Source organism: Ekhidna algicida (genome assembly GCF_051379705.1).
GTDB lineage: Bacteria > Bacteroidota > Bacteroidia > Cytophagales > Cyclobacteriaceae > Ekhidna.
Genome location: NZ_CP179868.1, coordinates 1,621,575 through 1,646,679 on the forward strand (window position 1 = coordinate 1,621,575; position 25,105 = coordinate 1,646,679).

The window sequence follows — 25,105 nt, forward strand, 5'->3', positions numbered from 1 at the left end:
CCAGCATTTATCTAAGCTCGCAATGTTAAGAAAACATTAACTAAACATTAAAGAAAATACTTGGAATGCGTGATGAAAAACATCTTCCATTATTATAAATACCTGTAATTCAGATATATACAACCTTCTATTTATTAAATGTTAACGTAATACCTACGACACATTAGAAATTTACCTTTGCGCCAAATATTGAAATACCATGGAATACGGACTCTTCGACTTACTTAACTTAATTGGCGCTCTTGGCTTTTTCATTTATGGAATGAAAGTTATGAGTGAAGGTATCCAGAAGGTGGCTGGAGCTAAAATGAGAAACATTCTTAGCTCGATGACATCAAATCGTTTCAAGGGAGTATTCACCGGCTTTACAATTACCAGTTTAGTACAGTCTTCATCTGCTACGACAGTGCTTGTGGTAAGCTTCGTAAATGCAGGTCTTCTTTCGTTGACGGAATCAATCGGCGTGATCATGGGTGCTAACATTGGGACAACCATCACCGCATGGTTAATTTCAATAATTGGGTTTAAGGTTAAGATTGCGAGTTACGCATTACCAATCATAGCGATAGGTTTCCCTCTGATGTTTTTCAACCGTGAGCGTCTGAAATTCTGGGGAGAGGTTCTAGTTGGTTTCGCTTTGCTTTTTATGGGGCTTGCTTTGCTTAAAGACTCCGTTCCAGATCTAAAAGCGAACCCTGAGATTCTTGAATTCCTCAGAAGGTACACAGATCTGGGTTACCTATCTATTCTGTTATTTGTACTAATCGGTACCGGGCTAACAGTTGTCGTACAGTCATCAAGTGCTGCCATGGCACTTACGCTAGTAATGGCTAATAATGGATGGATTCCATTTGAATTGGCTGCCGCAATGGTTCTAGGTGAAAACATTGGAACAACTATTACGGCAAACCTCGCCGCCCTTGTTGGAAATGTTCATGCAAAGAGAGCAGCACTATCTCATCTGATATTCAACTTATTTGGAGTTCTCTGGATTTTAATACTCATTAGACCAGCTCTTAGTCTGGTTGACTGGTATTTGGTATCAAACGGCTCTGCATCTCCTTTTGTAACAGCTACGAGTATTCCAATAGCGCTCTCTATTTTTCACTCAACATTCAACATTCTTAATACACTACTGCTTATTTGGTTCGTCAATTTTATTGCAAGAACAGTAACTAAAGCGATTAAGTCTACGGGCGAAGATGAATTTTCATTGGAGTATATCAGCACTGGAATGATGAATACTTCAGAGCTTTCAATAGAAGAAGCCCGAAAAGAAACTGTGCGAATGGGTGAAATGACTCAAAAGATGTCCAAACAGTTTCAAGATTTAATCACTGAGGATAAACCGAAAAAGCAGAAGAAATTATTGAAAAAGATTCGTGATTATGAAATAATTACGGACCGTATGGAACATGAGATTGGCGAATACCTCATGAAGGTTTCTGCCGACGGTACACTTAGTAAAACTAGCGCCATAAAGGTTACAAGCTTGTTAAGTGCTGTTAATGACCTGGAGCGTATTGGAGACATCTTCTTCCAGATGTCTAGAGATGTGGAACGCATTCTCAAGAGTGAGAAAAAATTTAAAAATAAGCAGGTAAAGAACCTTCAGGAGATGATGGGTCTTATAGATGAAGCGCTTAGCATAATGTACTTCAACCTTGACTCTACAAATAAGGTAAATTCATTGGAGCCTGCTATGGCAGTAGAAGAAAAGATAGATGCCTTAAGAAATGCGCTAAGAAAAGGCTTAACCAAAGACATTGAAAAGGACAAGTATGATCCTCAAAGAGATGGTTGGTACAAGGATCTATTCCACTTGTGCGAAAAAGTTGGCGATCACGCAATCAATGTTTCTGAAGCGATGACCGGCGAAAAGGAGCGCGAGCTAAAAGAAGAATTGGAAGATGCTGAATAACCTTCTCATGTCATCTGACATGGAAAAAAGTAATCATCAAACGATACTATCCCGGACACTCGTCATTAGCATTTCAATTCTTGTGTTCCTATTATCTATTGAGCTAATGGGAATATCAATAGCTGAATTGACTGGGGGAATGGTGGAGAGTATTTCTGTAGTGACAGCCAACCCCTTTATTGGCCTCTTTATTGGATTACTCTCCACGGCGCTATTGCAAAGTAGTTCCACAACAACTTCAATAGCTGTCGCGACAGTTGCTTCTGGAGCTATTAGCCTTCAGAATGCTATACCCATTGTGCTGGGAGCAAACATTGGCACTACCATAACGAGCACGATTATTTCCATGAGTTATATTTCTAAACACAATGAGTTTAGAAGAGCTGTCGCTGCAGGAACCTCCCATGATTTCTTTAATATTCTTACGGTACTCATGCTTTTTCCATTAGAAGTCAAGTATCACTTTTTAGAAAAAAGTAGTGGCTACATATCATCGATTATTCATGTTGCTGGCCGATCAAGCGCAAATCAAGGTTCATTTGGATTTACATCCATTTTCGAAACATCTACGGATTGGGTTGTTTCTATACTCGGACCTATTTTCTCATTGCTACTTGGCGTAGGGCTACTATTTGCATGCATAAAATTTATTTCAAAATGGCTGTATAAAATTCTAATTGGTCGTACGAAAGACAGATTTGAAAACGCTGTATTTAAGAATAAATACCGAGCGTTTGGTTGGGGGTTGATCATTACATCAGTGGCTCAATCAAGTTCTCTGACTACATCACTGATTGTCCCTCTTGTTGCCACTGGGAAAGTCAAAGTGAAGAAGGCCTTTCAATTTATACTTGGAGCCAACGTTGGCACTACGATCACCGCATTGCTTGCTGCAATATTTCAATCGGAGGCGGCTATTAGCTTAGCAATTGTTCATTTACTATTTAATCTGACGGGTGTGTTGCTATTTTTCTTCGTTCCTTATCTATCTAAGCTTCCTGTATTCTTAGCTAAAAGAATGGGAATGCTTACCACAAAAGTGCGTTTGGTTGGTTTTGCTTACATCTTCGCGGCGTTTTTCCTGTTACCATTTACATTGATCTACATTTCTCAATCTGGAGAAAAGAAAATTGATTCTGTAGAAGTGCGTACAGAAGATTAGCTTTGTGAATAAACAAAGGCTAATATGGGGTCATCCGCTAGAAAAGTGATTGATAACATTGTTGAATTTATTGAGGTAAAGACGGAGCAAATTAAGCTCAAGATCATTTCCCGAGTAGCACGGATGCTGTCCGGAGTTATTGCCCTTTCCATGCTTGCCCTTTTCACAATGTTCTTTCTTTTCTTCTTGAGTTTTGCATTTGCAGAGATGATAAATATTGGATTAGACAGCAGCTATCTTGGCTATTTAATCATTGCCGGAGGTTACCTTCTCATCATTATCATTGTGATCTTGTTACTCAAAACAAGAAAGATGCAAAAGTGGATTGAGAATTTAATTGTTAAACTAGAAGAAGCTAAGTATGAGCAAAAAAGAAACAATTGAAGATCGGGTAAAATCACTTGAGGCAAGAGAAAAAAAGATAAAGCTTCAAATAGATAGTGATTCTGATGAGATGAAGGATCGCGCAAAAAGAATCGGCAAAATAGCGCTTGTCACAGGAGTTGTCACCATTTTAGGGTATTGGATATTCAACATCATATTTCAAGATGATGACGAAGAAAAACCTAAGAAAAAGAAAAAGAAGAGAAATTCAGAATCCAAAGGATTTGGTCAGCGTATCGGCGCACTTGCCATGCCATATCTAAACAGTATACTGGACGGTATTTTGAATGAGGATGAAAATACAGAGGTGAAAACAAAAAAAGAATCTAAGGAAGAAAAAACTGATTAAACATTCATTAAAGATTCTCTTCTTCTCATTTTACCAGCTGGTATTCCAAACATCATCTTAAATCTTCGGCAGAAGTAGGCTGTATCCTTGTAACCAACCTCTTTGCCAATATCACGAATGCTTTTCTTGCTTGTCCGCAATAGGTTGACAGCCGCCTCCATTCGCTGATATTCTATATAGTCTTGCGGGTTAATGCCCGTCAGCATTTTGAAGTACTGACCTACATAATCTTCAGAAACATTTGCTACGTTCGCTAGTACCTTATTGGAAAGATCTTCAGATAGATGCTCTTTGATGAAGGTGAAAATATCAATCAAACGCGGGTCCTTGAAGTACGTACTATTCGTGGCTAGTTTTTCTACAAAGAGACTGTTATTGAGGATATAGCGAATCAGCTCGATGGTCATGTTCTCTGTGAGGACTTTTACGATACGATCCCGGCCAGGCATAGTATCTTTTACTTCATCATTGATTTGCTTGATCAAGCCTGCCAATTTATAGTTCTCCTCAATCTTAAATGAAGGTATATCTAATGAAGAGAAGAAGTTGACAGAATCAAAGGCCTTAGCATCGAAGGCCACATAGCTGTAGTGCTCATCACTTACCGAATGTTCTCCAAATGATTTTAAGAATTGATCTTTATTCGTAAGGAAGTCGTCCTTGGAAAGGATAGTGGGCGTTCCTGATCCGTAGCTCATCGATATTGGACGACCCCCGGGAACAAAGATCACATCACCTTCAGTAGCTGTCTCTTTTTCCTTACCAAATTTTATCTCCCCTCCCGTAACCAATAATAAATAGTTCTCAACTTCATAGTTATTATCAATGGTCACCGGCTTCAAAATATTAATATTTTTAGCCTTTACGAATCTTATTTCTAAAGATTCGATGATCTTGTTATAGTCCTCCATTTATGAATATAGCGGGTTAATCTATCAATAAATAGTAAAATAATAGGACGAATCTAATAATATTCGTCCTCAAAACCTAATAAACGAAGGATGGGCGAACTTTGCACTATTGAACTATTTCAATAAACCTCTGGAAATAACTATTCGTTGTATTTCCGAAGTGCCTTCATATATCTGCGTAATTTTTGCATCACGCATCAATCGTTCAACATGAAATTCTTTCACAAATCCATAGCCACCATGGATTTGAACAGCTTCTACTGTTTGTTTCATGGCTACTTCTGATGCAAATAATTTAGCCATAGCGCCTTCTTGAGAGAAGTCTTCACCGGCATCTTTTTTCTGAGCAGCATTCAAGCATAAAAGTCGTGCCGCCTCAATCTGGGTAGCCATATCAGCAAGTTTAAATTGGATTGCTTGATGCTTTGAAATCTCAACTCCAAATGCTTTACGCTCCTGAGAGTACTTAAGCGCAAGCTCCATTGCGCCAGAGGCAATACCTAATGCTTGCGATGCAATACCAATCCTTCCTCCGTTTAGCACATTCATGGCGAAGCTAAATCCAAATCCATCTTCGCCTATTCTGTTCGCCTTAGGCACTTTTACATCTTGAAACATCAGTGAGTGTGTATCACTCCCTCTAATACCAAGCTTGTCTTCCTTTTTGCCAACCACAAACCCTTCCATTCCTTTCTCAACAATCAACGCATTAATCCCTTTGTGTTTCTTTTCCGGATCTGTTTGCGCCATTACTATATAGTAGGAAGCAGAGTTTCCATTAGTGATCCAGTTTTTGGTCCCATTTAATAGATAGTAATCCCCTTTATCTTCTGCAGTTGTTCGTTGTGAAGTTGCATCCGACCCGGCTTCTGGCTCTGAAAGGCAGAAAGCACCGATTTTTTGACCGCTGGCCAATGGTTTTAAGTATTTCTCCTTTTGATCCTCATTGCCATATTTTTCCAGTCCCCAGCAAACCAATGAATTATTCACTGACATACACACGGATGTTGAGGCATCTACTTTCGATATTTCTTCCATAGCCAAAACGTATGAAACGGTGTCCATTCCGCTACCGCCATACTTCGGATCTACCATCATGCCCATAAATCCCAGTTCTCCTAATTGCTTGATCTGTTCCGCAGGAAATTCCTGCTTCTCATCACGTTCAATTACACCAGGTAAAAGTTCTTTTTGCGCGAAATCTCTCGCTGCATCTCGTACTGCTAATTGCTCCTCGGTAAAGTTGAAATTCATCTGACTATTGGATTAAAATTATTGAATGGCCGCAAATATATTCATTGTTATGCATGCAGACTATCAACCAATAAAAAAGCCCCATTGTTTGGGGCTTTTATTTAAATTCTTAAGTCGACCTTAATCTCTGCTTCCCAGAAAAATCATTACGTAATAAAGTAACGTGGCAAGTGCTCCAAGTGCCGCGACCAAATAAGTAGATGCCGCAGTATTCAAAGCATCTTTAGCCATGGCATGCTCTTTGTCATCCACAATGTTTCTGTCCTTGATCCAGGCAAGGGCGCGATTACTAGCATCATACTCTACCGGAAGTGTTACAAAGGCAAACAATGTAAAAACACTATAACACGCTATGATAACCATCAAGGCTAGCTGTGGATTGATGATGCCAGGGAGTGCAAATGCACCAAAGATCATGGCCATGAATACTATATTCATCACTCGCGCACTGATATTTTGCACTGGAACCATAGCCGATCTAAACTCCAGCCATTTATAAGCCTTTGAATGCTGCACCGCATGACCACATTCGTGTGCGGCAACAGCAGCGGCCGCAGCAGACCTTCCATTATAAACGTCCGGACTTAAGTTCACTGTCTTATTCGCAGGGTTGTAATGATCTGTGAGTCTACCTTGAACGGAAGTGACTGTCACATCATAAATCCCATTATCTCTTAACATCAACTCTGCAATCTCTCTACCCGAGAGACCTGAACCCAGTGATACCTGAGAGTATTTTTTAAACTTGCTTTTCAATCGTGAACTAACTGCCCAACTCGCAATCATGAACACAACAATTATTACTATTATCATTTCTATTTCTTTATTTCGCAACAACTTATCCCTAGATGAGGAATACGTCTAATTCTATAACATGTTCTGCTAATTTCAGGCCAAATATTTAACCTGTCATTTTGTCGTTTCACGTGCACTTTCCATTCGGATCAGAAAAGAGATGATAACTGCCACTGCTCCAAAAATCGCCACTGCAACAATCTGTGATGTGTGCAGTAACGTTGCTAAGAAGATACCTGTAGTTTCGTCAATCGAATAAAGTACCAACATACTTGCTATCATTCCATGATAGGTTCCAAATCCACTTTGAACAGGAATAGATAGTGCAATACCTCCAGTAATAAGTAACATTAGCCCCGCTCCAATTCCAAGGTGAGCAGTCTCCGGTAAGGAAAAGACGATAATGTATGACATTAGGAAGTAAACAACCCATAGAATCACTGTCGACACAATAAATCCTAAAGGTTTTTTTATTTGCCTGAGTGACAAAAATCCAGAAATAAATTCTTTGAAAAGCTTGGCAAACTTTCCTTTCAGACGGTCTTGCTTTCGTATAAAAAAAATCAACAGCGCAACTCCTAAGATTCCAACAACAGCAGTAATAATCAAGACATATGAAGGAATACTTAAGTCTTTATATGCTGTTATAAGAAAAACAATTAGACGCTCTGACTCAATAAACAAGCTAATGAGTATCAATACAAACAAGCTTATTACGTCAATTAGACGTTCGGTAACAACACTGCCAAGTGCTGCAGGTACTGCCACTTTATCATTCCTGTTCAACACGCCACACCTTGTAATCTCACCAAGTCTGGGAAGAGCCAAGTTCGCCAAATATCCAATGATAACAGCTAGGGTTGTTCTCGAGGTTTTCAATTCGTAGCCTAAGGGTTCCAAAAGAATATTCCAGCGATAAGCTCGAGCAACGTATGCAACGATGGAAAGTAGAATTGATACGATCACCCAGGTGTAATCGACGGATTTAGCTCGCTCCCAAAATTCATTCCACTCAACATTCTTAAACACCAGATATAATAGAACTGCTGCTAAGCCAATACTGATCAGAAATTTCAGAAATTTAATTAATGATTTTGGCATTGATTTTTTAAGACCCGAGTCGATTTTTTTCGTCGGGAAAGACAACAATCGGCTCATGCGACCCTGCATCTGAAGCATCAATTGAGCAATATGAAATGATAATTACGATATCACCTATCTGGGCTTTCCTGGCAGCCGGTCCATTCAGACAAATTTGACCTGATCCCCTAACTCCCTTAATTACGTAAGTCTCCAAGCGTTCACCATTGTTGATGTTTACAATTTGAACTTTCTCATTTTCAACCAAATTGGCGGCTTCCATTAAATCCTCATCAATGGTAATAGAACCTACATAATGCAGTTCTGCCTCGGTAATTTTAACTCTGTGAATCTTCGATTTTAGTACTTCTATGTACATGCCCTTTTATTTGAGGCGCAAATATAGATTATCAATTAATCTTACGCCTTCTACATAACCAGCAACACATATCGCAAGTTCGTCTAAATCTTCATATTTATCCACTTTTGAAAAATCATGTGGATTTATCGCCTCTATATACTCCAATTCAAAATTTCCCACTTCATCATATAGGCTTTGAGTTTTCTCAATCATGGTTTTTATTGGTTTACCACCTACAATTCCATCTCTTAAAAGCCTCAACCCTGTGTAAATCACTGATGCATCCCCTCTCCCCTTTTCTGTGAGAAGCCTATTACGTGAAGACATAGCCAATCCTGAGGATTCTCTAACTGTATCTACACCAACAACATTACATGGAAAACCGAGATCGGAACACATCCTACGAATAAGAATAAACTGTTGCAAATCCTTCAACCCAAAGTAGGCGTTATCAGGACGCACTAAATGTAAAAGCCTGCTTACAACTACACCTACACCCTCAAAATGTCCAGACCTGTACTCCCCTTCTAATACTTTGTCCAGCGTTCCAAAATTGATAGATATTAAAGGCTCACTCGCATAAAATTCCTCTACAGAAGGGGTGAAAACCACATTAACTTCATATTTAGCGAGCAATTCAATGTCCTCTTCCAATGCACGTGGATATTTCTCTAAATCTTGAGAGTTGTTGAATTGAAGAGGATTGACAAAGATGCTGACTACAGTAACGTCATTTTGCTTTATTGACTCCTTAACCAAGGCCATGTGACCTTCATGTAGAGCACCCATGGTAGGTACAAAACCTATTGTTTCACCATTTTTAACAAAGCTCAGAATTGATTCGGAGAGGGCGTCTAAGGCGCCAATAATGTGCATAGCAAGCGATTATTTAATTGGCTAACTTATTGAAAGCGTTGATAATAAATCAAAAAAATGGTAAATTTGTGCTCATTTTAAAAGGTCCCGTCAAGAATTTAATCAAAAGCACTTATGGAAAACATTAGAATCCTCTATGTGGCAAGCGAGATTAATCCATTTCTCAAAACCACAGAAGTAGCGGAATTTGTGAGAAGGCTTCCCCAGGCAATGCAAGAAAGGGGAATGGAAATCAGGATTTTAGTACCAAGATTTGGACTTATAAACGAAAGAAAGAATCGATTGCATGAAGTTGTAAGACTTTCAGGAATAAACATTGCAGTAGGCGATGAAGAAAAACCTTTGGTAATTAAAGTTGCCTCAATCCCAAATGCAAAACTTCAGGTCTATTTCATAGATAACGAAGACTACTTTTACAGAAAGTCTGTATTCTTCGATAAGGAAGATAATTTCTTTGAAGATAATGATGAACGAGCAATCTTTTTCTGCAAGGGAGTTTTAGAAACTGTAAAGAAACTTGGCTGGTCCCCTGATATTATTCACTGTAATGATTGGATGACAAGCTTGATCCCTCTTTACACCAAAACCACTTATAAGAATGATCCTATCTACAAGGACTCTAAGACGATTTTCACAATTTATAACAATCGTTTCCAACATAAATTCGGTGAAGACCTGTTAGAAAAAGTGAAAATGATTGATATTGACGATCAAATGCTTGATCCATTAAAAACGGCAGATTATGATGGATTTGTTAAGCTTGGCATGCAATATGCAGATGCTGTAATCAATGCTAAGGAAGAGAATACTGAAAGCTTTAAGAAGCTAATTGCTGACTTAGGAGATAAGAAAACGGATACTATTGAGAAAGATGAAAATTTTGAGGAGTCTTACTACAACTTATATAATGAACTTATTGGCTAAGAAATTCTCATTTAAGAAAATGATAAGACCGGGATTAATTATGTTGATCCCGGTTTTTTTCGGCTGTGATACAAGCGAAGATATTGGAGTTCAGTATGATTTAGGCACGGACGCAAGTGTGAAATTTCAAGAATTTACACTTCCGGCGACTAATACCTACATCGATAGTTTGCGGACAGACGGAGAAACGCGAATACTTATTGGTAATTATACAGACCCATTAACTGGTGACATTTCTGCTGAGGGTTATTTCCAATATTTCTATGAAAGAGGTCCTTTACCTAGACAAGTAGATACCGATGACCAAACTTTTACAGATACGCTGCAATTGGATTCAATAATTGTTGTGCTTGAAACGAATTCAAATATTCCAAAACAAGGAAATACCACTCAGGAGTTTTCAATGTATGAGCTTCAGGATAGTTTGGTGAGTAGCGCTATTTATCTTTCAAGTCTTCAGCAAACGACGGCATCCCTAGCAGGTACTTATAGCGGAACTATTAATAATGCAGTAGATACAATTTTGTCTTTCAAGTTAGATGATACATACGCACAATCGTTCTTTGACAATATAAGTAGCATCACAGGAGATCCAGATCAAACAGTTTCAACTACATTATTTAAATCTTTAGGATTTATTCCGGGATCATCTTCAGAAAGTATTTCATCAATAGATCTTGCTAGTGATACGTCCAGAATTGTAATGTATATGTCTCCGGTTTCACCAGATTCTAAAGACACAACCTATCTAACCTATTTTAGACTCATTGGTAAACATTATACATACCTGAATCGAGATAGATCTAGCTCACCTATTGCATCAATAGAAGAGTATCAAGATTTTGATCTTTCAGATGGTAAGACAATTATCGATCCGCTGGCTGGAGTAACCACCTCACTTTCAATAGCTGGTGTAAAGGAATTTTTTGATGAAAATCGAAATATCCTGATCAACAGCGCCACCGTATCGTTTGAGTTTGAGGAAGAAGATTTTAGAGAGACGCTACCAAGATTCATGAACTTCTTCCGCAGAGCTGATGGAAGAATTTTCGGACCAGCTACAGCCAATAACCCATATGGTAATATTGTTATGGCTGATAATGGATATTTGACACTCCAGTCAGATCCTGCAACTTCAGGGTTTAATGAGGATGAAGATAGATTATTACTTTCTGCTACTTTGTTTTATCAACAATTATATCAACAATCCAAAGACAGTACCGGTTTAGTATATCAAAATCCAATTGGGGGTGAGATCCTCTCAATTGACGAATTCGTCACTATAAGTACTGCCGATGTTATTCTGCAACGCTCGATTTTTAAAAATGACGGAATTAAATTGAGACTTTATTATACAGAAGTAGAACGATAAAGAAATTCACATGTGTGGCATTGTTGGCTATTTGGGTAATAAACCCTGCTACCCCATTCTTATAAATGGACTTAAACGTTTAGAATATAGAGGTTACGACAGCACAGGCATCGCGTTGTTGGATGGTAGTGAAATTTCTATTTTCAAAAAAAAAGGAAAAGTTCGTGATCTCGAAGATCTGATAGGCAAAAAACATTTCGATAGCAGTATAGGCATTGGTCATACTAGGTGGGCGACTCATGGTGAGCCAAATGATATAAACGCCCATCCTCATGTCTCAAATAGTGGCGAAATTGCAATGATTCATAATGGCATTATAGAAAACTATGGTCCAATTAAAAAGGACTTAATTAACAAGGGGTATACATTCGAAAGTCAAACGGATACTGAAGTTTTTGTCAACTTCATTGAGGACATTAAAAAGAATGAAAACCTCTCACTTGAAGATGCCTTGAGAGTAGCTCTTTCAAAAGTCGTAGGTGCATATGCTATAGCCATAATATCTCGAGAGACTCCAAATAAGTTAGTCGCTGCAAGAAAAGGCAGTCCTTTGGTGCTTGGGCTTGGCAAAAATGAATTTTTTCTCGCGTCAGACGCGACTCCAATTATTGAATATACCAATGAAGTAGTCTACCTAAATGATGAAGAAATTGTAGTTATTGAGAATAATGAGTACATCATTAAAGACTCGAAAGATTTACCACAAACTCCATATATACAGACTTTAGAACTTGAGCTTGAAGCTATCGAAAAAGGAGGGCATGAACATTTCATGCATAAGGAAATATTTGAGCAACCCATTTCCATAGCAGATTGTATGAGAGGACGTTTGAATGCGGAGAAAGGTGAACTCGTTCTAGGAGGAATTAGAAATCATGCAAAAGCTTTAGAAAATGCTGAGCGTATCATAATCATAGCATGTGGGACATCATGGCATGCGGGATTGGTAGCTGAGTATGTATTCGAAGATCTATGCAGAATACCTGTCGAAGTAGAGTACGCATCTGAGTTTAGATATCGAAATCCAGTCATAAAGGAAGGAGATGTAGTTATCGCCATTTCTCAATCTGGAGAAACCGCAGATACCCTTGCTGCAATTGAACTAGCCAAGAGCAAAGGTGCAATTGTGCTAGGTGTTGTTAATACAGTTGGTTCCTCCATTTCCAGGGTGTCGCATGAAGGGGCATACCTTCATGCAGGGCCAGAAATTGGAGTCGCGTCCACTAAAGCATTTACAGCACAGCTTACAGTTCTCTACATGATTGCCCTAAAAGCCGCATTCAATAAAGGTACCATTGCAGCCAATAAATACAGAGAGCGTTTAACAGAACTTAGCTTTATTCCAAATAAGGTAAAACAGGCACTGGACTCTAATGAAAAAATTGAACACATTTCAGACATGTTCAAAAATGCTAAAAACTTCCTGTATCTAGGAAGAGGTTACAACTTTCCGGTAGCGTTGGAAGGAGCACTGAAACTCAAAGAAATATCTTACATACATGCTGAAGGGTACCCTGCTGCTGAAATGAAACATGGTCCCATTGCATTGATTGATGAAAATATGCCTGTGGTAGTAATTGCCACCAGAGATAGTAGCTATGATAAAATTGTTTCTAATATCCAGGAAGTGAAGGCTCGTAAGGGAATCGTAATTGCAATTGTAACTGAGGGAGATTCCTTAATTCCAACCATGGCTGACTTTACAATTGAGGTCCCTGCAACACACGAATCATTGATGCCGTTAGTTTCGGTAATCCCATTACAATTGCTTAGTTATCATATAGCCGTAATGAGGGGAGCAAATGTGGATCAGCCTAGAAATTTGGCGAAATCAGTCACTGTAGAATAACTTGATGCAATGAAAGAAATTATCAACTCATCAAAGGCGCCTGCACCCATAGGACCTTATTCTCAAGCTATAAAATCTGGAAATACACTTTATGTATCTGGCCAGATTCCAATAGATCGCGAAAATAATAAAATGATTGAAGGCTCTATTGAAGAGGAGACTGAGCAGGTTATGAAAAATCTAGGTTTTGTTTTGGAGGAAGCAGGACTGTCATTCGGAAGCGTAGTGAAATGCTCAATATTTGTGGCCAAGATGGATGATTTTGCTAGAATTAATGCTGTTTATGGTAAGTATTTCACAGAAAATCCGCCAGCGAGAGAGACCGTAGAGGTGAACGGTCTACCAAAGAGTGTGAATGTTGAAATTTCCTGTATAGCTACTTTCTAATAATAGCTTAGTATTACTTAGCTTTCCATTCTCTGATCCTTATTTTTGCGCTCCAATCAAATGCATAGATGGAAAACGTAAGAGTAAGATTCGCTCCAAGCCCTACTGGCGGCCTTCATATTGGAGGCGTCCGAACAGCCCTGTTCAATTATCTTTTTGCAAAAAAGAACAATGGTAAGTTTATACTTAGAATAGAAGATACTGATCAAACTCGATTTGTTGAGGGAGCAGAGCAATACATCAAAGACACACTAGAATGGTGTGGTATTTCTCCCGATGAAGGACCTGATCAGGGTGGTGATTTTGGTCCCTACAAGCAATCTGAAAGAAAAGATATCTATCGCCAATATGCAGACAAACTGGTTGCAGATGGGAATGCATATTATGCCTTTGACACTCCAGAGGAGCTAGATGCAATGCGCGAACGGTTAAAAGAATCCAGAGTAGTCAACCCTCAGTACGATACCATTACGAGAACTACAATGAAAAACTCGCTCACGCTTTCGGAGGAAGAGGTGAAGCGAAGAATTGACAATGGTGAGCCTTATGTCATTCGAATCAAAATTCCAAAGAAAGAAGAAGTTCGGCTTAAGGACATGATTCGTGGTTGGGTCATGGTGCATACTGAAGTTATGGATGATAAAGTGCTAATGAAGTCTGATGGCATGCCGACCTATCATTTGGCCAACATTGTGGACGATCACCTGATGAAAATCACTCATGTGATTAGAGGTGAGGAATGGTTGCCTTCAGCCCCGCTCCATGTACTTTTATATCGATTTTTAGGATGGGAAGACGAAATGCCTCAATTTGCCCACCTGCCTCTTATATTGAAACCAGACGGAAATGGTAAGCTCAGTAAAAGAGCTGCCGACAAAGCTGGGTTCCCGATTTTCCCCTTAAGCTGGAATGATCCTGAGACCAATGAAGAATCTCAGGGATTTAAGGAACTCGGATTTCTACCAGAAGCTCTTATTAATTTTCTTGTATTCTTAGGTTGGAATCCAGGGACAGAGCAAGAAATGTTCTCCCTCGATGAACTTGTGAATGAATTTTCTGACAAGCGAATCAATAAGGCTGGGACAAAATTCGATTACGAAAAAGCAAAGTGGTTTAACCAGCAATACATTAAATCCACAGACTCCAGTCTCTTCGTAGAAAAACTCGTCCGAGATTTCAAAGAAAAACTCGACATTGATTGTCCTGAAAAAACAGCAATTCAGATCATCGATTTACTCAAAGAGCGCGTCACATTTCCAAATGAATTTGTGGAGGACGGAAGAGTTATCTTTCAAGCACCAACATCATTTGATGAAAAAACCATTCGAAAAAAATGGAATGATGAAACTCCAAAGGCACTTATGCTTTTTGTCGATAAGCTACAAAAACATGAAAGGTTGGATGCCGAATCGGCAAAATTGCTTTTCTGGGAGACTTTGGAAGATGCTGGTTTTAAGCCTGGTCAGTTTATGCAAACCTTGAGAGTAGCATTGACTGGAGAAGGATCTGGGCCTGATCTTATGACTATTATTGAAATACTCGGACCTCAAAACGCCGCGGATCGAATCAAATCGTCAATTAATACGTTAAATAACTAAAGCGATTAATTATGAGCAAGAAAGAAAAAGCCAGAGTACATAAAGATTTAGATGGGCTTGAGCTGAAAGTTGATTCTTTCGGAGAAATTTCATCCAGTATGCCCATTGATGAGCTTAATAAGTTTCTTAACAAAAATGTTGAAGACAAAAAGCTAAAGGACAGAGAGGATATAGACGATCTAAAGAAAGATTCGTAGCATATTCCAACCTCAGAGTCGATTGACTATTTTCGCATGCATAAATAAGGCGAAATGACAAAAATCGGCATAATAAAAGAGGGTAAAATTCCTATTGACCGAAGGGTTCCCGTAACTCCTCAGCAAGCAAAGTACATTAAAGAAAATTTTGATGTCGAAGTAGTTGTTCAGTCTAGTGACATTCGATGCTTCTCGGACGATGACTACAGAAATGCGGGTCTTTCTATAGTTGATTCTGTAGACGATTGCGACATCATTCTTGGCGTCAAAGAAGTACCAATTGATAAGCTAATTCCCAATAAAACTCATTTCTTCTTTTCTCATACGATTAAAAAACAAGATTATAATCGTGACTTACTCAGGTCGATTCTTGAAAAGAAAATCAGATTGATTGATTGGGAAACGTTGACAAATGAAAGCGGTAATCGAATCATTGCCTTTGGAAGATGGGCTGGGATCGTGGGTGCCTACAACGGGCTTTGGACTTATGGAAAGCGGTATAATCTTTTTAATCTGAGAAGAGCAAACGAATGCTTTGATTATGAAGATTTAAAAAAGGAATTTGAGAAAATTGACCTGCCAAATATTAAAATTGCCTTGACTGGCGGAGGTAGAGTAACCAAAGGTGCAATGGAAGTTTTACTTGGTGCCGGAATCAGCCAAGTAACGCCACATGAATTCCTCACAAAACGCTTCGAAGAACCAGTCTTCACACAGCTAAACTCTAGAGACTACAACAAACGAAAAGATGGTGGGGAATTTCATCGAAATGAATTTTATGCTAATCCAGAACTCTATGAAGGTGATTTCCTTAAGTATGCCAAAGTAACAGATATACTCATTGCTTGTGCATTTTGGGATCCGGCAGCTCCTGTTCTCTTTCATCGTGAAGATATCATTCGCGACGATTTTGATATTCGAATTATTGCTGATATCACATGTGACATTGAAGGATCCATACCATCTACTAAAAAACCAAGCACCATAGATGACCCTATTTACGACTACAATCCAAGTGATGATGAGGTGGAACAGGCACTAACGGATGAAGGAAACATAACCGTGATGGCTGTTGATAACCTGCCTTGCGAATTGCCGAGAGATGCGTCGCAGAGCTTTGGAAGTGAACTGGTCACTAATGTTATTCCTCATTTGCTGGGAACAGATGAAAAAGGCATTATCCAAAGAGCAACTATTACTCAAGATGGCGCACTCACTGAAAGGTACAATTACTTACATGAATATGTAGACGGAAAATAAAAAAAGCCTTCCTGAAATTCAGGAAGGCTTTTTAATATTTACTTGTTTTATTCAAATTCTATAAAGATCGCTTCAATTTCTTCAAAAACAGGAGCTAATATATCTTCCAGATTTTCCTTAGTACCATCTGAATATTGTACGTAAGGAATGTAATCCTGAAAACCATCACTATCCTCCTCCAAGACGAATACAATATCTCCAATTTTCAAATTGTTAGAATAAAGAGCCAGATTGATAAAATCATTTGGATCGCCCTCCAATCCGATCTCCCTTGCATCTACATTCCCTTCTATTTTTAGCCCTCTATATTGAACATTTCCTTCAATAAGGTATGGATCTTCTTTACTTTCAGTTTCATAGGAAACATCCACGTCAATGCTTGTGATCAGATCCTCATTAATGGAAATTGATGAGAGAAGACTCGTAGATTTCGTGAAAGTATCTCTAAAGTTTAGGACGAAGCGGAATGGATCAATTAGAAGGGTTACATCAGCAACTTCAGGTGTGCCATTACCGGCCCATTTTACATCATACGAAAGCTCAACAATGGTAGCATTATTCACTTTCAGATACCCATTTATTACCGTAGGAACTTCATACTCGTCAACAATGTCTTCCCATACTTCGGTAATGGTCTGAAAATCAAGATTAGTAATCCCAAATTCAGCATTATTAGAATTAGATTCTTCTGTTGGAAACTTGACTATGAAAAATTCTGATTCTTCTACATCGAAATCCTGAAGATCAAAATTCCATGTATAGAGCCCTTTAATTTCTTCAAAAGTTGTTGGGCTACTATTCCCCACTCGAGTAGTTGGACCCTCAACAAAATATTGATAGATCACCTTTAATCGCTCCTTAGTCCAGTTTTTCTGGCTTATCCTTCCGTTAAGCAAGGAGTATTCATTGAGCAGAACTACCACGTGAGATAGTTCACTTACACCCTCAGATTCAACCAATGATATTATATCATTGGTAAGAGATGTAGCAGAACCATCCAATAATTCTTGACCTTCCTCTGTAGTTAGATCAACAGATTGCTCGTCATCATTCGTACATCCGGTCAAAACAAAAATTACAAGTACGGAAGCAAAAAACAACTTTTTCATTCCAATTGAGATTTTAACTTTTTTAGTCTTTAGTCGCATTATCTCAATGGCATAAAAAAAAAGCCAGACCCCTAAGTCTGGCTTTCAATAATTTGTTACGTGAATGTTATCCATTCATACTCACCAAAAACTCATCGTTGTTGGCGGTACCTTTCATTTTGCTCAGCAGGAACTCCATCGCTTCATTGCTATTCATGTCAGACATAAACTTGCGTAGAATCCACACACGCTTCAGCTCTTCAGGATCCATCAACAGATCTTCTCTACGTGTACCAGATGCAGGCACATCAATCGCAGGATAAACTCGCTTATTAGAAAGTTTTCTATCCAATTGAAGCTCCATGTTACCAGTACCCTTGAATTCTTCAAAAATTACTTCGTCCATTTTTGAACCAGTCTCAATCAACGCGGTAGCAATGATTGTCAATGATCCTCCATTCTCTACATTTCTTGCTGCTCCAAAGAATCTTTTTGGTTTGTGAAGTGCATTTGCATCCACACCACCAGAAAGGATCTTACCAGAAGAAGGAACTACCGTGTTGTGCGCTCTTGCCAATCGTGTGATTGAGTCTAAAAGAATAACCACATCATGACCACATTCGACCATTCTTTTGGCCTTTTCCAACACCATATTGGATACTTTCACGTGTTTGTCAGCTTGCTCATCAAAGGTTGAAGCAACAACTTCACCTTTTACCGATCTCGCCATATCCGTTACCTCCTCAGGACGCTCATCAATAAGCAATACCATCAAATAACACTCAGGGTGATTCTCAGCAATTGCATTAGCGACATTCTTAAGCAAAACAGTCTTACCTGTCTTTGGTTGTGCCACAATCATACCCCTCTGGCCTTTTCCTATTGGAGAGAATAGGTCAAGTATTCGAGTTGAATAATTGTCAGGCTTTGTGCTAAGGTTCAATTTTTCTTGTGGGAAAAGTGGAGTTAAGTATTCGAATGCAACTCGATCCCTCACTTCCTCTGTTGTCTTACCGTTTACGGTTTCTACCTTAAGAAGAGCAAAATACTTTTCTCCATCTTTTGGTGGTCGAATTTGACCCTTTACGGTGTCTCCTGTTTTAAGACCAAAAAGTTTGATCTGTGATGGAGAAACATAAATATCATCTGGACTAGCGAGGTAATGATAATCGCTTGAACGAAGGAATCCGTAACCATCCTGCATGATTTCAAGAACGCCTTCGTTCTCAATCACACCGTCAAATTCTTTGATTTCTTCGTTATAAGCTTCTTTTTTTCTTCGCTTTTCCTGACGCTCAGCTTCACGCTCTGCACGTTGGCTGTCTCTTTCCTGACGCTCTTTGTTGTCTCCTTCTTTCTTTTCTGGCTTGTCTTCCTGCTTATTATCGTCGCTTCGTTTTTTATCAGGATGTTCTTTTTTGTCCTCTTTCTTATTTTCTGGAGACTTTTCCTTCTTTGGAGCATCTTTTTTCGCTCTCGGAGGTTTTTTGTCAGATTTCTCTTTTGGCTCTTCAGCAGGAGCAGGGGCTCCGCCGATTGCTTCATTCTTGATTTTTTTGATTTCGCCTTCAGGCATGCTCGCTTGCTGGTCCAGGATAGCATAGATAAGGTCCTGTTTTGCAAGTTTCTTGTGGTTCTTAATTCCTAGTTTCTCTGCTATCTCCTTCAATTCGGATAGCAGCATTACACTAAGATCATCTAGTGTGTACATAACTGTGTATAAAAGTGGGTTTCAATATTTTGTTAAAATGATTCCGAAGAATTCGTGGTAATCGCTTATTTGCTTTTGTTAAAGCTGAAAAACCCGGATGAGTTTTTCGTGGATTGCTTCGCAATGATAGACCATCCCCCACTATTTCACAAATAGCTACTAATATTTTACTAAATATGATTTAAGACACATTTTCATTGCAAAATCATTTTTCTTTGCGTCCTGATAAAAATTGAGATTCATGTTACAGGTTTCTACCATAGAAAAAGAGTTTGATCGATGTGTGAAAGGTCTTGAAAAAAGAGGACTGAAAGGTGCTGAAAATCTTTTAAAGGATGTACTAACATTGGATGAACAAAGAAAGAAGATGCAAGGTGAATTGGATGAAATCCTCCATGAATCAAATAAGCTAGCTAAAGAAATAGGTCAGTTCTTCCAACAAGGGAAAAAAGACGAAGCTGAAGCTGCTAAAAACAAATCTTCTGAGCTAAAGCAAAAAAGTAAATCACTTGGTGAGGAGCTTGGAAACGTTGAGGTTTCACTTTCAAGGCACCTTTACAACATTCCCAACATTCCTCACGATTCTGTTCCTCCAGGCAAAACTGATGAAGACAATGAAATCATTAAAGTTGCGGATGGTAACATCCCCAATCTTGGAGATAATAAAAAACCACATTGGGACCTGATAGAAGAGTATGATATTGTAGATTTCGAAACTGGTAATAAGGTTACCGGAGCTGGCTTTCCATTTTACAAAAAACAAGGAGCCAGACTAGTACGAGGAATGATCAACTACTTCCTTGACAAAGCTACCGAAGCAGGGTATGAAGAAGTGCAACCTCCTGTGGTGATTAATGAGGCCTCCGGACTTGGCACAGGTCAATTACCTGATAAGGAAGGACAGATGTACCATTTGGAAGCAAACAATCTATATCTAATTCCTACTGCGGAAGTTCCAATTACCAATATGTACCGAGATGTAATCCTTAAAGAAGATCAACTCCCGATAAAGCATTCAGGCCACACACCTTGTTTTAGAAGAGAGGCAGGATCTTGGGGTTCTCATGTGCGAGGCTTAAACAGATTACATCAATTTGATAAGGTGGAGATTGTGCAGGTAGTCGAACCATCAAAATCATATGAAGTTTTGGATCAAATGGTGGCACATGTGGAAGAATTGATAAAATCACTTGGCCTGCCATACCGGATTCTAAGACTCTGTGCCGGCGACCTGGGATTTACTTCTGTGATTACGTATGACTTTGAGGTTTATTCAGCAGCACAGGAAAAATGGCTGGAAGTAAGCTCGGTTTCCAACTTTGAAACATTTCAGGCTAACAGGCTAAAACTTAGAATCAAGAATAGCGAAGGCAAAAAAGAACTAGCCCACACATTGAATGGTAGTGCGTTGGCATTACCAAGGATTATAGCAGCAGTGCTTGAAAACAATCAAGCTGGAGATCACATTAAAATGCCTGAGATTCTGCATCCATACCTTGGATTTAAGGAGATTCGAAAGAGCTAAAGACCTCTAATGTAAAGTTTTTAGCTATTTCCTTATTCGATGGTTATCTTCATCGTCCACAAAAATTGAATAGCTATGAAAAAACTGACCTTTCTGCTAGCCATACCGCTTCTTTGGGCTTGTCAGCCACAAGAACGTGCAGAAAACCTAAATTATCCTGATACAAAAAAAGTTGATACCGTTGATGTGTATTTCGGTAAAGAAGTGCCAGACCCTTATCGCTGGCTTGAGGATGACACCTCCGATGAAACTGCAGAATGGGTGCAGTCTCAAAATCAGGTTACGAATTCCTACTTAAGTAATATAGACTTCAGAGATGAAGTGAAAGGACGCTTGACGGCTCTTGAGGATTATGAAAAAGTAAGTGCGCCTTTTAAACGAGGAGATTACTATTATTTCTACAAAAATGATGGGCTTCAAAATCAGTCGATTCTATATCGAGCACAAAACTTTGATGAAGAACCTCAAGTATTCCTTGACCCAAATTCGTTTTCGGATGATGGAACCACAGCACTTGGAGGATTAAGTTTTTCAGATGACTATAAGTATACAGCTTACAATATCTCTGAAGGAGGATCAGACTGGAGAACTGCCTTCATTATGGATACCGAGAGTAAGGAACTACTTGATGATGAAATTAAGTGGATCAAATTTTCAGGCATGAGCTGGTACAAAGATGGTTTTTACTATCAACGCTTTGATGAACCTAAAGAAGGTGATGAATTATCAGCAGCAAATCAATTTGGAAAAGTTTACTACCACAAAGTAGGCACAGATCAATCTGAAGACGAATTAGTTTATTCCAATCCTGACAATCCAGAAAATAGATTTGGAGCTGGCGTTAGCGAAGATGAGCGATTCTTATTTATTTATTCCTATACAGGAACCAGCGGAAATGAATTGTATGTAAAAGATCTTTCTAACCCAGGTAGTGATTTCAATCCCATCGTAACCGGCTTTGATAATGATCACTACATCGTTGATAACGATGGTGATGATTTAATAATCCATACCAATTTGAATGCACCCAACAATCGGATTGTGCGTGTGGACTACAAAAATCCATCTCCTGATAATTGGGTAGATATGATTTCGGAAACTGAAAATGTGATGAACGCCGGGACAGCCGGCGGAAACATCTTCACATCTTATTTAATTGATGCGAAGACGGCTATCAAACAATATGATTACAAAGGCAAACTAATCCGAGACGTGGAACTACCTGGTATCGGCACAGCAGGTGGCTTTGGAGGTGCTTCAGATGCTCAGGAGTTTTTCTACACATTTACTTCATTCACTGTGCCAGCCTCTGTATATAAGTATGACATTGCTTCTGGAGAATCAGTACTTCACAGAAGACCAGAGCTTGATTTCAATCCAGATGAGTATGAGACCAAGCAGATTTTCTACACTAGTAAGGATGGTACGAAAGTTCCAATGTTCATCGTACACAAAAAAGGAATAGAATTAAATGGTAAGAATCCAACATGGCTCTACTCCTACGGCGGATTCAACATCAGTTTAAGGCCATCTTTCAGTACCTCACGACTTGTGTGGTTAGAAAACGGTGGTGTGTTTGCCATGCCAAATATTCGAGGTGGTGGTGAGTATGGCGAGGAGTGGCATAAAGCCGGAACCAAACTGCAAAAGATCAATGTATTTGAAGACTTTATAGCTGCTGGCGAATACCTAATAAATGAAGGTTATACCTCATCTGATTACCTCGCTCTACAAGGCGGATCAAATGGAGGCCTCCTGGTTGGAGCTACAATTAACATGCGACCTGATCTGGCCAAAGTTGCATTCCCAATGGTCGGTGTGATGGACATGTTGAGATATCAAAATTTCACCATAGGAAGAGCCTGGTCCGCAGATTATGGCACTTCAGAAGATTCTGAGGAGATGTTTAATTACCTTTATTCGTATTCTCCTGTACACAATATTGATCCGAATGCTAACTATCCGGCTGTAATGGTTACCACAGCAGATCATGATGATCGAGTGGTACCAGCGCATTCATTTAAATATGCTGCGACATTGCAGGAAATGAACAAAAATAACCCAAATCCATTATTGATCAGAATAGAAACTAAAGCTGGTCACGGTGCAGGAATGTCTACAGAAAAGCGTATCGAATTGAGCGCAGATATGTACTCGTATGCATGGTATAACATGGGCGTTATCCCTGAGCTAGCTAAGAAAAAAATGTAACTTTAATCAATGACAAATAACCCTCCTTCGGTAACGGGGGAGGGTTTTTTATTTAGAATACACATGGCAAAGATTAGAAAAGGAGAAAAGAATGATCTCCCTGCTGTTCTCGATTTAATCAAAGAACTGGCTGAATATGAAAAGGCACTTGATCAGGTTGCAAATACAGTCTCCAGAATGGAAGAAGATGGATTCGGTAACCATCCGGTTTTTGGCTTTCTTGTAGCAGAAGAGCACGGAAACATTATAGGAACATCTATTTACTATTACAGATACTCCACATGGAAAGGTAAGCGTCTTTATCTAGAGGATCTTGTGGTAACAGAATCTAAAAGAGGGTCCGGTGCAGGAAAATTATTATTTGATGCTACGCTTGAGATTGCAAGAGAAAACAAGTGTTCGGGCATGATGTGGCAGGTGCTCGATTGGAATGAGCCAGCCATCAATTTCTACAAAAAATATAACACCAGCTTTGAAGACAATTGGATCAATTGCAACATTGACTTTTAGACCTCCTCCAATACGGTTCGGAATGCTGCCATTTTAGTTCCATATCGAATGATGGACTTTTTCTGAATTTTTGGAGCTACTGTATTCAGATAAGTCTCCAAATGACCAAGAGTTTCAGCGACATATTGAATTGCATAAGTAGACCCAGTATCATCTTGACCCTCGGAGAGCATCCTCATCATTCGATAATCAGTAAAGAAACCTGTGTCCATAACTTCAGGAATGTGAGTCTCTTTCATCCACCCGATCCATTCTTGCTCTACATCGTCGTCTATATTGACAGTAACATTATATAAAATCATTCGTCCTTTATTAGGTTTGGCAAATTAAGGAAACGAAAAATTAACCTCGCGGGGTTCAAACAATTAATTTAATAGGTTGTTAATATGGGGATGAGCGTATATTCCATAAAAGATCTTGAGCACCTGTCAGGTATAAAAGCCCATACGATACGTATATGGGAACAGCGCTATGACCTTTTTTCACCGCAGCGTACAGCCACAAATATTCGTTTCTACAATAATGATGATTTAAAGCTTATCCTCAACATTGCCACTTTAAAGGACCATGGGTATAAGATCAGCAAAATTGTGGCAATGCCGAAAGATTTGATTTCGGAAGAAGTTCAAAAAATTAGTTTCGAAGACCGATCACATCAAGATCAAATAAGTGCGTTAACGCTGGCAATGATTGATCTGGATGAAAATGCATTCACCATTATTTTGGATGAATGTGCCAGCTTGCTAGGTTTTGAAAAAGCAATGATGGATATCGTTTATCCATTCATGCGCAAAATTGGAATATTATGGATGACCAATTCCATCAATCCAGCGCAAGAGCACTTTATATCTCATCTGGTCAGACAAAAAATGATTGTAGCAACTGATCAGGCAGGATCAAATGAGAGTGGGCCATTATTTCTTTTGTTCTTACCAGAAGGCGAACTTCATGAGCTTGGACTACTCTTTGCCAATTATCTCCTAAGATCAAAAGGAGCAAAAACCATCTTTTTTGGTCAAACTGTACCACTCGATGCCTTGGAAGAAGTATATCACAAGCTGAATCCTCAGTATATGTTGACCGCACTGACAACTGCACCGGAGGCAAAAGAAGTTCAGAAGTTTATTAAAAGGCTCGGAAGCAAATTCAAAAGCTGCCAGGTTTATGTCACTGGGAGTCGGGTTGTAGGTCAGGATCTAGAATTTCCGGCTAATGTCGGATTACTAAATCAATTCGAGGACCTAATTCACCTCACTCAAAAAATCTCTTCAAAAGTATCATAGGATCTTAATAAAGAGGTTTTTAAAAATTAATTTCATTTTGTTTAATCTTTATGTTGGTTTATTAAACAAAATATTTATATCTTCGTTTAACATTTTA

24 protein-coding genes are annotated in these 25,105 nt (G+C 39.0%); 15 read left to right on the top strand and 9 right to left on the bottom strand.

The features are described 5' to 3' along the window. Positions 1 to 199: 199 nt before the first annotated feature. Genes ACL8WY_RS07005 through ACL8WY_RS07020 form a run of 4 tightly spaced genes read left to right on the top strand, consistent with a single transcriptional unit; the run spans position 200 to position 3,816 of the window. On the top strand, positions 200 to 1,921 hold the full coding sequence (locus tag ACL8WY_RS07005; protein WP_436517715.1) for a Na/Pi cotransporter family protein: 1,722 nt from the start codon (positions 200 to 202) through the stop codon (positions 1,919 to 1,921). Continuing rightward, on the top strand, positions 1,911 to 3,083 hold the full coding sequence (locus ACL8WY_RS07010) for a Na/Pi symporter (protein ID WP_436517716.1): 1,173 nt from the start codon (positions 1,911 to 1,913) through the stop codon (positions 3,081 to 3,083). The genes ACL8WY_RS07005 and ACL8WY_RS07010 overlap by 11 nt, the downstream gene beginning before the upstream one ends. A 24-nt stretch (positions 3,084 to 3,107) precedes the next feature. Beyond that, entirely contained in the window at positions 3,108 to 3,467 is a 360-nt protein-coding gene (locus ACL8WY_RS07015; protein WP_436517717.1) for a phage holin family protein, read from the top strand. Next, a complete protein-coding gene (locus ACL8WY_RS07020) occupies positions 3,445 to 3,816 on the top strand; it encodes a hypothetical protein (protein WP_436517718.1) in 372 nt (123 codons plus the stop codon). Before ACL8WY_RS07015 ends, ACL8WY_RS07020 begins: the two co-directional genes overlap by 23 nt. On the opposite strand, the gene ACL8WY_RS07025 is transcribed toward ACL8WY_RS07020, so the two are convergent. From ACL8WY_RS07025 to panC, 6 genes are all read right to left on the bottom strand, one after another. Continuing rightward, positions 3,813 to 4,727, bottom strand: a complete 915-nt coding sequence (locus ACL8WY_RS07025; RefSeq protein WP_436517719.1) for a helix-turn-helix domain-containing protein — start codon at positions 4,725 to 4,727, stop codon at positions 3,813 to 3,815. The two genes, ACL8WY_RS07020 and ACL8WY_RS07025, sit on opposite strands and share 4 nt — an antisense overlap. 114 nt (positions 4,728 to 4,841) lie before the next feature. Further along, a complete protein-coding gene (locus ACL8WY_RS07030) occupies positions 4,842 to 5,981 on the bottom strand; it encodes an acyl-CoA dehydrogenase (protein ID WP_436517720.1) in 1,140 nt (379 codons plus the stop codon). A 120-nt stretch (positions 5,982 to 6,101) separates the two neighbouring features. Continuing rightward, on the bottom strand, positions 6,102 to 6,794 hold the full coding sequence (locus ACL8WY_RS07035; RefSeq protein WP_436517721.1) for a zinc metallopeptidase: 693 nt from the start codon (positions 6,792 to 6,794) through the stop codon (positions 6,102 to 6,104). A 96-nt stretch (positions 6,795 to 6,890) separates the two neighbouring features. Continuing rightward, the gene (locus ACL8WY_RS07040; protein WP_436517722.1) at positions 6,891 to 7,877 is read right to left on the bottom strand and encodes a lysylphosphatidylglycerol synthase transmembrane domain-containing protein; all 987 of its coding nucleotides are present in this window, start codon (positions 7,875 to 7,877) and stop codon (positions 6,891 to 6,893) included. Positions 7,878 to 7,884: 7 nt separating this feature from the next. Further along, positions 7,885 to 8,235: an aspartate 1-decarboxylase gene (gene panD, locus ACL8WY_RS07045; RefSeq protein ID WP_436517723.1), complete on the bottom strand. Its 351-nt coding sequence runs from the start codon at positions 8,233 to 8,235 to the stop codon at positions 7,885 to 7,887. Between the two features lie 6 nt (positions 8,236 to 8,241). Further along, positions 8,242 to 9,093 (bottom strand): pantoate--beta-alanine ligase, encoded by an 852-nt coding sequence (gene panC, locus ACL8WY_RS07050; protein ID WP_436517724.1) that lies wholly within the window; start codon positions 9,091 to 9,093, stop codon positions 8,242 to 8,244. A gap of 114 nt (positions 9,094 to 9,207) precedes the next feature. On the opposite strand from panC, the gene ACL8WY_RS07055 reads away from it, so the two are divergent. The 7 genes from ACL8WY_RS07055 (at position 9,208) to ACL8WY_RS07085 (ending at position 16,680) form a co-directional block, all read left to right on the top strand. Further along, a complete protein-coding gene (locus ACL8WY_RS07055) occupies positions 9,208 to 10,017 on the top strand; it encodes a glycogen/starch synthase (RefSeq protein ID WP_436517725.1) in 810 nt (269 codons plus the stop codon). After that, positions 10,010 to 11,389 (top strand): DUF4270 family protein, encoded by a 1,380-nt coding sequence (locus ACL8WY_RS07060; protein ID WP_436517726.1) that lies wholly within the window; start codon positions 10,010 to 10,012, stop codon positions 11,387 to 11,389. The genes ACL8WY_RS07055 and ACL8WY_RS07060 overlap by 8 nt, the downstream gene beginning before the upstream one ends. A gap of 10 nt (positions 11,390 to 11,399) precedes the next feature. Next, positions 11,400 to 13,238: a glutamine--fructose-6-phosphate transaminase (isomerizing) gene (glmS, locus tag ACL8WY_RS07065; RefSeq protein ID WP_436517727.1), complete on the top strand. Its 1,839-nt coding sequence runs from the start codon at positions 11,400 to 11,402 to the stop codon at positions 13,236 to 13,238. 9 nt (positions 13,239 to 13,247) lie between these two features. Then, positions 13,248 to 13,625, top strand: coding sequence for a RidA family protein (locus tag ACL8WY_RS07070; RefSeq protein WP_436517728.1), 378 nt, complete (start codon positions 13,248 to 13,250; stop codon positions 13,623 to 13,625). Between the two features lie 68 nt (positions 13,626 to 13,693). Continuing rightward, complete coding sequence (gene gltX, locus ACL8WY_RS07075) at positions 13,694 to 15,223, top strand: glutamate--tRNA ligase (protein WP_436517729.1); 1,530 nt, start codon at positions 13,694 to 13,696, stop codon at positions 15,221 to 15,223. Between the two features lie 11 nt (positions 15,224 to 15,234). Beyond that, positions 15,235 to 15,420: a hypothetical protein gene (locus ACL8WY_RS07080; protein ID WP_436517730.1), complete on the top strand. Its 186-nt coding sequence runs from the start codon at positions 15,235 to 15,237 to the stop codon at positions 15,418 to 15,420. Between the two features lie 54 nt (positions 15,421 to 15,474). Further along, positions 15,475 to 16,680 carry an NAD(P)-dependent oxidoreductase gene (locus ACL8WY_RS07085; RefSeq protein ID WP_436517731.1) on the top strand — a complete coding sequence of 402 codons (1,206 nt, stop codon included), beginning with the start codon at positions 15,475 to 15,477 and terminating at the stop codon, positions 16,678 to 16,680. A 47-nt stretch (positions 16,681 to 16,727) separates the two neighbouring features. On the opposite strand, the gene ACL8WY_RS07090 is transcribed toward ACL8WY_RS07085, so the two are convergent. Then, complete coding sequence (locus tag ACL8WY_RS07090; RefSeq protein WP_436517732.1) at positions 16,728 to 17,789, bottom strand: hypothetical protein; 1,062 nt, start codon at positions 17,787 to 17,789, stop codon at positions 16,728 to 16,730. A 106-nt stretch (positions 17,790 to 17,895) separates the two neighbouring features. Continuing rightward, on the bottom strand, positions 17,896 to 19,479 hold the full coding sequence (gene rho / locus ACL8WY_RS07095) for a transcription termination factor Rho (protein WP_436517733.1): 1,584 nt from the start codon (positions 19,477 to 19,479) through the stop codon (positions 17,896 to 17,898). A gap of 241 nt (positions 19,480 to 19,720) precedes the next feature. Between rho and serS the strand changes: the two genes are divergently transcribed. The 3 genes from serS to ACL8WY_RS07110 all read left to right on the top strand — a co-directional run bounded on the left by serS (position 19,721) and on the right by ACL8WY_RS07110 (position 23,725). Then, positions 19,721 to 21,004: a serine--tRNA ligase gene (gene serS / locus ACL8WY_RS07100; RefSeq protein ID WP_436517734.1), complete on the top strand. Its 1,284-nt coding sequence runs from the start codon at positions 19,721 to 19,723 to the stop codon at positions 21,002 to 21,004. 75 nt (positions 21,005 to 21,079) lie between these two features. Then, a complete protein-coding gene (locus ACL8WY_RS07105; protein ID WP_436517735.1) occupies positions 21,080 to 23,215 on the top strand; it encodes a prolyl oligopeptidase family serine peptidase in 2,136 nt (711 codons plus the stop codon). 63 nt (positions 23,216 to 23,278) lie between these two features. Next, positions 23,279 to 23,725 (top strand): N-acetyltransferase family protein, encoded by a 447-nt coding sequence (locus tag ACL8WY_RS07110; RefSeq protein ID WP_436517736.1) that lies wholly within the window; start codon positions 23,279 to 23,281, stop codon positions 23,723 to 23,725. Here the strand turns inward: ACL8WY_RS07110 and ACL8WY_RS07115 are convergent. Next, entirely contained in the window at positions 23,722 to 24,027 is a 306-nt protein-coding gene (locus tag ACL8WY_RS07115; RefSeq protein ID WP_436517737.1) for a DUF4286 family protein, read from the bottom strand. The two genes, ACL8WY_RS07110 and ACL8WY_RS07115, sit on opposite strands and share 4 nt — an antisense overlap. 90 nt (positions 24,028 to 24,117) lie before the next feature. Here ACL8WY_RS07115 and ACL8WY_RS07120 point away from each other — a divergent pair, with 90 nt between their 5' ends. Then, positions 24,118 to 25,008 (top strand): MerR family transcriptional regulator, encoded by an 891-nt coding sequence (locus tag ACL8WY_RS07120; RefSeq protein ID WP_436517738.1) that lies wholly within the window; start codon positions 24,118 to 24,120, stop codon positions 25,006 to 25,008. Positions 25,009 to 25,105: the final 97 nt, after the last annotated feature.

Bases quoted from the DNA above. Each gene is read 5' to 3' on its own strand.
- ACL8WY_RS07025 (WP_436517719.1), bottom strand. From the start codon at position 4,727: ATGGAGGACTATAACAAGATCATCGAATCTTTAGAAATAAGATTCGTA.
- ACL8WY_RS07115 (WP_436517737.1), bottom strand. From the start codon at position 24,027: ATGATTTTATATAATGTTACTGTCAATATAGACGACGATGTAGAGCAA.
- serS (WP_436517734.1), top strand. From the start codon at position 19,721: ATGTTACAGGTTTCTACCATAGAAAAAGAGTTTGATCGATGTGTGAAA.
- gltX (WP_436517729.1), top strand. From the start codon at position 13,694: ATGGAAAACGTAAGAGTAAGATTCGCTCCAAGCCCTACTGGCGGCCTT.
- ACL8WY_RS07005 (WP_436517715.1), top strand. From the start codon at position 200: ATGGAATACGGACTCTTCGACTTACTTAACTTAATTGGCGCTCTTGGC.
- ACL8WY_RS07055 (WP_436517725.1), top strand. From the start codon at position 9,208: ATGGAAAACATTAGAATCCTCTATGTGGCAAGCGAGATTAATCCATTT.
- ACL8WY_RS07120 (WP_436517738.1), top strand. From the start codon at position 24,118: ATGAGCGTATATTCCATAAAAGATCTTGAGCACCTGTCAGGTATAAAA.
- rho (WP_436517733.1), bottom strand. From the start codon at position 19,479: ATGTACACACTAGATGATCTTAGTGTAATGCTGCTATCCGAATTGAAG.
- ACL8WY_RS07090 (WP_436517732.1), bottom strand. From the start codon at position 17,789: ATGAAAAAGTTGTTTTTTGCTTCCGTACTTGTAATTTTTGTTTTGACC.
- ACL8WY_RS07015 (WP_436517717.1), top strand. From the start codon at position 3,108: ATGGGGTCATCCGCTAGAAAAGTGATTGATAACATTGTTGAATTTATT.
- ACL8WY_RS07105 (WP_436517735.1), top strand. From the start codon at position 21,080: ATGAAAAAACTGACCTTTCTGCTAGCCATACCGCTTCTTTGGGCTTGT.
- ACL8WY_RS07010 (WP_436517716.1), top strand. From the start codon at position 1,911: ATGCTGAATAACCTTCTCATGTCATCTGACATGGAAAAAAGTAATCAT.
- panD (WP_436517723.1), bottom strand. From the start codon at position 8,235: ATGTACATAGAAGTACTAAAATCGAAGATTCACAGAGTTAAAATTACC.
- ACL8WY_RS07085 (WP_436517731.1), top strand. From the start codon at position 15,475: ATGACAAAAATCGGCATAATAAAAGAGGGTAAAATTCCTATTGACCGA.
- ACL8WY_RS07020 (WP_436517718.1), top strand. From the start codon at position 3,445: ATGAGCAAAAAAGAAACAATTGAAGATCGGGTAAAATCACTTGAGGCA.
- ACL8WY_RS07110 (WP_436517736.1), top strand. From the start codon at position 23,279: ATGGCAAAGATTAGAAAAGGAGAAAAGAATGATCTCCCTGCTGTTCTC.
- ACL8WY_RS07040 (WP_436517722.1), bottom strand. From the start codon at position 7,877: ATGCCAAAATCATTAATTAAATTTCTGAAATTTCTGATCAGTATTGGC.
- glmS (WP_436517727.1), top strand. From the start codon at position 11,400: ATGTGTGGCATTGTTGGCTATTTGGGTAATAAACCCTGCTACCCCATT.
- ACL8WY_RS07080 (WP_436517730.1), top strand. From the start codon at position 15,235: ATGAGCAAGAAAGAAAAAGCCAGAGTACATAAAGATTTAGATGGGCTT.
- ACL8WY_RS07035 (WP_436517721.1), bottom strand. From the start codon at position 6,794: ATGATAATAGTAATAATTGTTGTGTTCATGATTGCGAGTTGGGCAGTT.
- panC (WP_436517724.1), bottom strand. From the start codon at position 9,093: ATGCACATTATTGGCGCCTTAGACGCCCTCTCCGAATCAATTCTGAGC.
- ACL8WY_RS07030 (WP_436517720.1), bottom strand. From the start codon at position 5,981: ATGAATTTCAACTTTACCGAGGAGCAATTAGCAGTACGAGATGCAGCG.
- ACL8WY_RS07070 (WP_436517728.1), top strand. From the start codon at position 13,248: ATGAAAGAAATTATCAACTCATCAAAGGCGCCTGCACCCATAGGACCT.